Origin of the sequence: Cyanobium sp. BA20m-p-22 (assembly GCF_024346275.1) — a bacterium.
In the GTDB taxonomy this organism is placed as follows: Bacteria; Cyanobacteriota; Cyanobacteriia; order PCC-6307; family Cyanobiaceae; genus Cyanobium_A.
The window spans coordinates 1-5,005 of record NZ_JAGQCQ010000288.1 but is presented as its reverse complement, the minus strand read 5'-3'; the positions used below and the strand labels follow the sequence as shown (position 1 = coordinate 5,005).

At 60.5% G+C, this 5,005-nt stretch carries 6 protein-coding genes and 1 tRNA gene; 5 read left to right on the top strand and 2 right to left on the bottom strand.

Features of this window, described 5'->3' with window-relative positions; all coding sequences use genetic code 11:
- Positions 1-180: hypothetical protein (locus KBZ15_RS18400; RefSeq protein WP_255016674.1), on the bottom strand; the 180-nt coding region annotated here is incomplete at its 3' end.
- A gap of 129 nt (positions 181-309) precedes the next feature.
- Between KBZ15_RS18400 and KBZ15_RS18395 the strand changes: the two genes are divergently transcribed.
- From KBZ15_RS18395 to KBZ15_RS18375, 5 genes are all read left to right on the top strand, one after another.
- Positions 310-383: transfer RNA gene (locus KBZ15_RS18395), tRNA-Pro, on the top strand.
- 409 nt (positions 384-792) lie between these two features.
- Positions 793-930, top strand: a complete 138-nt coding sequence (locus tag KBZ15_RS18390; protein ID WP_255016673.1) for a hypothetical protein — start codon at positions 793-795, stop codon at positions 928-930.
- A 437-nt stretch (positions 931-1,367) separates the two neighbouring features.
- Positions 1,368-1,865 (top strand): DUF2493 domain-containing protein, encoded by a 498-nt coding sequence (locus KBZ15_RS18385; RefSeq protein ID WP_255016672.1) that lies wholly within the window; start codon positions 1,368-1,370, stop codon positions 1,863-1,865.
- Between the two features lie 76 nt (positions 1,866-1,941).
- Positions 1,942-2,574, top strand: a complete 633-nt coding sequence (locus KBZ15_RS18380; RefSeq protein WP_255016671.1) for a siphovirus Gp157 family protein — start codon at positions 1,942-1,944, stop codon at positions 2,572-2,574.
- 109 nt (positions 2,575-2,683) lie between these two features.
- Positions 2,684-3,703: an RAD52 family DNA repair protein gene (locus KBZ15_RS18375; protein WP_255016670.1), complete on the top strand. Its 1,020-nt coding sequence runs from the start codon at positions 2,684-2,686 to the stop codon at positions 3,701-3,703.
- Positions 3,704-4,218: 515 nt separating this feature from the next.
- Here KBZ15_RS18375 and KBZ15_RS18370 read toward each other — a convergent pair.
- Positions 4,219-4,731, bottom strand: a complete 513-nt coding sequence (locus KBZ15_RS18370) for a hypothetical protein (protein ID WP_255016669.1) — start codon at positions 4,729-4,731, stop codon at positions 4,219-4,221.
- Between the last annotated feature and the right edge of the window lie 274 nt (positions 4,732-5,005).

Here is a 5,005-nt window from a genome sequence, read left to right as displayed (position 1 = left end):
GGGCTGGAAGAGGTCGCCCTGCACCAGGGTGCGGGCGCGCAGCTTTTTGCCGGCCGCAGGCTTGGTGGCGGGCATGGCTGCGATGGGCATGACGGAGAGGGAGATGGCTTTGATGGGCATGGCGCTGATGGGTAGCCATTCTTCAGCTCGGAAGACGGCGTAGGGAGAGGAGACGGGCATCGGGCACAACCGAGACACTTGGCGTACATCTGTACTAATCAAGGAAGTTGGTGGTGTCAAGCCTTTGGCGGCGGCCCTCGCCTGCTGGCGGAGTTCGCCGGTGCCAGCTGCCCCCTAAAGTCCTAATGACGGGGCGTGGCGCAGCTTGGTAGCGCGGGTGCTTTGGGAGCACTAGGTCGCAGGTTCGAATCCTGTCGCCCCGATTGACTTTTCACCGATTGACCAAGGGAGATGCGCGCAAAATGCGCACAATCTCCTGGGTTCTCGCCCATTCCTCGACGGAAGCGAGAGCTCTTTGAGCCTGCTGCGAGAGAGCAAAAGGGCTCTGCAGAGGGCGAAAGGGGCTTGGGCTATGCCCGAGAGATCGCTTGGATCTGAGTTTTTTCCTGCCACCCCTGGTTTCGAGGCTCCCCTTCCTGCCAGTCAGCACCTCATCGGGTCAGCGCCTAATCATTTCCAGCACCACGACACCCCTGGCAACCCCTGCTACGAGCGCAGCCGCAACTGCTACAGGCTCCTGCAGGCCTTGGAAGCCATCAGAGAAGCCCTTATGGCCGGCGGCTGTCTCGGGTGCTCGTCACACCCGAACAGCTGTCCTGGGGCCGGGTCGGGATGGATCAGGCCACCCGCTACGGCCTAGTGCAAGCAACACGGCACCCCGCCGGGTTGCTGCTGGTGGAGTTCCTGGATGTGCCCTGGGGCTTAACAAGAGAGCGCAGCGAGGGCTGCAGGCGTCGTCGGCTGTTCTGAACTTGCCACAGCTGCGCCGTGGCTGACGTCAGACAGCCGCCGCCGCCTTCCGCCCCTGCGCTGGGGTGCGGGGATGGAGCGCAAGGGGGGCATGCCCGCGGCTGCGGTGGCGTGGCTGCCGGATGCCGGTGGCTGGCTGGAGTGAGGCTCCAGCTTTCCTCGCGCGGCTGCGGGGCAATGGTCGATTTTGATCGGATCTGATGGCCTTAGTTCTTAGTAGGCCGAGGCCACCGGGCATGGCCTTGCTCTGCGCAGATCGATTGCCCTGCAGTTGTTTTACTCATTTATAAGTGCATTTGTACTGCTAGAATAAGAGCTGCGCCAAAGGCCTCTAGCCCATCGCCTGCGGTAATCCAATCCCCTGATCTCGCCAGCACTGCCGCTCTTCTTTTTGCGATGTGTTGCCCCGATCAGTTGTCACATCTGGCAGCTGATTCATGGATCTTTATCTCTCGTCTAGCCCTGAAATATCCCCATCCCGCTCGCTTGTGATCGCGGCCGGTGGTGGTCGTGATCTGGCCTGGCCCCAGCAGCGGGTTGCCGCTGAGCTGCTCGCCCGCAGCAGTGGCCGGCTGGTGCATTTGCTCCTCCATGGCGGGGCCCGCGGCGCTGATGCCGCCATTGGTCGGGCGGCCCAGCAGCTGGGTTGGTCAGCCCTGGTGATGCCAGCTCAATGGCAGCTCCATGGGCGGGCCGCTGGGCCAATTCGCAATCGCGAGTTGCTCGAGCAGGCCGTAGCCAGCGCTGTTGCTCGCAGCTCTCCTGGCTGCCTCACCTCAGTGCTGGTAGTCGCCTTTCCCGGTGGTGCCGGCACGGCCTCACTGGTGAGAGAAGCCCGCCGTATGGCCTCCCGCTCCCCGGTGCCGATTGCCGTGGTCGAGGTCAGCCCAGCTGCCGGGCTCTGCGCTGTTCCGGCTGGCATCGCCTGCTCGTAATCCCCCAGCACCAAAAGCCTTTGGCGCCCCTGGCGCTCCGTTCCGTTCTTTCCATTCCCATCACCTTCTCACCGTCATGGCTGTTCTCACCCCCATCCCTGCTCCAGTCGCTGCCCCTGCCCCAGCGGCAGCCCCCTCGGCATCAGGCCCTGCCTGCTCCCTGCAGCGCTCAGGTTCGCTGTGGCAGCTGGGCAGCGAGGCCCAAGAGCTCACCACCGCCATCGGCCAGCTCGCCGAGCAGCTGGAAACTGATGATCCCGAGCAGCGGGCACTGGCCCTGGCCGAGCTGGAGGCAGCCCTACTTGCAGAAGAGGGCAATAAGCAGGCCCTCGCCGCCAAGGCCGATGCCACCTGCTGGGTGATCGAGCATCTACGCGGTCAGGCCGCCTACCGCCAGCAGCAGGCCAAGCGGCTCGCCGATCTGGCACGTAGTGATGCCGGCCGGGCTGATGCGTTGGAGGAATCGCTGATCTTTGTCCTCACCCAGCTCCAGCCAGCCGCTGCCCGCTTCTCCTTCCCCGATCACGAGCTCAGCAGCCGCAAGTCCTCAGCTGTCGTGATCGACGAAGAGCAGGCCCTCGATGCCGAGTGGCTCACCTTCTCCACCACAAGCAAACCCGACAAGAACGCCATCAAGGAAGCCCTCAAAGCCGGCCGTCAAATCACCGGCGCTCAGCTGCTCACCCGCCGCTCCTGGCGCATCCACTGACTGGAGGGGGGCAGAGCCCCCCGCGACATGGCCCGCTGCAGTGGCGGGCCCTTTCTTCCTGATCCGATTTCGCTCCTTTCTTCTTCTCGCTCCATCGCTTCCCATCGCCATGACCGTCGCCGCCCCTTCCGCCAATGGGTCCAGCACCAGCAGTCGTCCCGCCGCTCCTCTTCCGGCCCAGCGGCCGCCCTCCGCTCTGGAGGTGATCCGCTCTGCTGACCGGTCCGATATGGAGACGTCAGCAAACCCGCCATCAGCCGCGGCGCCGCAAGTCCTCCAGGCTCAACCCCTTGGCTTCTCCCCCGAGCAGCTCGCCGCCCTGGCCGCTCCGCTTGATCGGGCCAAAGTTCGTCAGCGGGAGCAGGGCCGCAGCCGCGTGAGCTATTTGGAGGGTTGGCAGGTAATCGCGGAAGCCAACCGCATCTTTGGCTTTGACGGCTGGCAGCGCCAAACCATCGCCGTTCGCTGCGTTGCACAGGCTGAGCGATTGATTGGTCGGGACCAGAAGCCCGGCTGGGGCGTCACCTACACCGCCCGCGTACGCATCACCGTCACAGCCGGAGGCCATACACCCCTGATCCGCGAGGGCACCGGTGCCGGCCACGGCATCGACGCCGACCTGGGCCAGGCCCATGAGTCCGCCATCAAGGAGGCCGAGACCGATGCGATGAAAAGAGCGCTGATGACCTTTGGCAATCCCTTTGGCTTGGCGCTCTACGACAAGCAGCAGCGTGAGGTCACGAGTTCTGCGTCTCCAAATGAGCGCCCAACAGGCCAGCCCCGGCTGAGCGGGCCTGCATCCCAAAGGCAATCAACGGCGGCAGCCACTGCTGAGCCAAAAGGGATGGATGCAGGCTCTCCACATCAGCAGGATCCAGGGCTACTCCCCCTCGATGCGACCACAATCAGCGCACTCCACAGCACCATTCGCCAGTTGCCCCGTCCGCTGCTGGAAGGCCTTACTCAAGGCTTCCGCAAGCGCTTCTCCATCCCTGAGGAGGCCGCACCAATCGCCGATCGAATCAACCAGAAGTGCCACCACGACTGGATTGAGGCTTTTCTGGTGTCGCACCGAGAGGTGCGCACAGCTGACCAGCACCGAGAGGTGCGCACATCAGATCAGCAATAGCGGCACGAGGCACTGCCGCAAGGCTGATCGGATCAGACTTCATCGATTACCAACCAGGCCGCAAAGCCCGTTTGCGGCCTCTCTCCTTATTCCACATGCGTCTTTCCCCCGGCCGGGTCGCCACCAATGCAGTTAGTTCATCATCATCATCATCATCCATCAATTCAATTCATTCAGGCATCACACAAGCCCTCCAGGAAAATGTGAAATCAAGCTCCAATCCCCACCTTGAAAAAATTTAACAATCAACTCCAACTTACCCCTAGGGACCCTGGCTCTATTTAGGGCTAACTCGTGCGCCCTTCAGTCCTCCTCTGCCCAAAAAAATTGCCCGTCAAGAGCCAGAAATTTGCTTACATTTTCCATTAAAAATTGACGGGGATAGATGATGCCATTTTAGCCTTATTTCAAGCTGCTACAACCGATGAAATTCAGCACAATCTCACGGTCAATCCAGCTCTCTCATGGATGATAGGTTGCTTGCAGGTAGTTTGAAGCAGATCAGGAAACAGGCATCAATTTCTACCTAGATTTTCCCAGCGCTTTGACTCTATTATGCCCTCTAGCTTCAAATAGCGCTCGCACATAGCATCAGCAATGGCAGGAGAGAGCTTGTCCAAGATCTCAGGATGCAAACGTTCTTCTAATTGCGCAGCTGTCATTAAATTAACAGCTGCGAGATCGCGAACGTGCTGAGAAACCCCAGGACGAAGATACCGATTTAGATACTCAGACTCAGCTCTAAGGGCGTCTACTGAGGCGTCGTGTGCTGCATCTCGACGTTCCTGCTCAGCTTTTACGAGACGAGCCTGTCGCTGGACTCCTTCGTCAGATGCTTTCGTTGGAGCTAGACCAGCGGGAATAAAAAACTCATTGCCAACCTGAGATGTTCCAAGCAAGCACTTATTGTCTTCTTCTATTGCCCAGGCCATCAGTGCATTCATGTCCTCGGGATAAAGCCTGAAACGCGAAACCGCGTGCTGCCAAGTCTCGCTATCTCTTTTGATAACCCATAAGTCTTTGGTCAACGCTCCAACCTCCAGCTGATCTCTTGACCGTGCATACCAAGCTACCGACTCTTTCTGAAGTTCAACGGTTTTACCTCGTTTCCCCAGCGCCAGACACCCTGCCGGAGCCGCTCAGCCAGATGACATCGCGGACAGTTGCAGTTGTCTGTTCATGGCCCCCACGACAAGCGCTGCAGCTTCCAGCCGGGCAGCAACGTCTTCCGGGCGTGGTAACCATGCAGAAACTGCATAGTCCGCGCCGCAGATTGGGGAAGAGGTCCTAATCGATAACCCG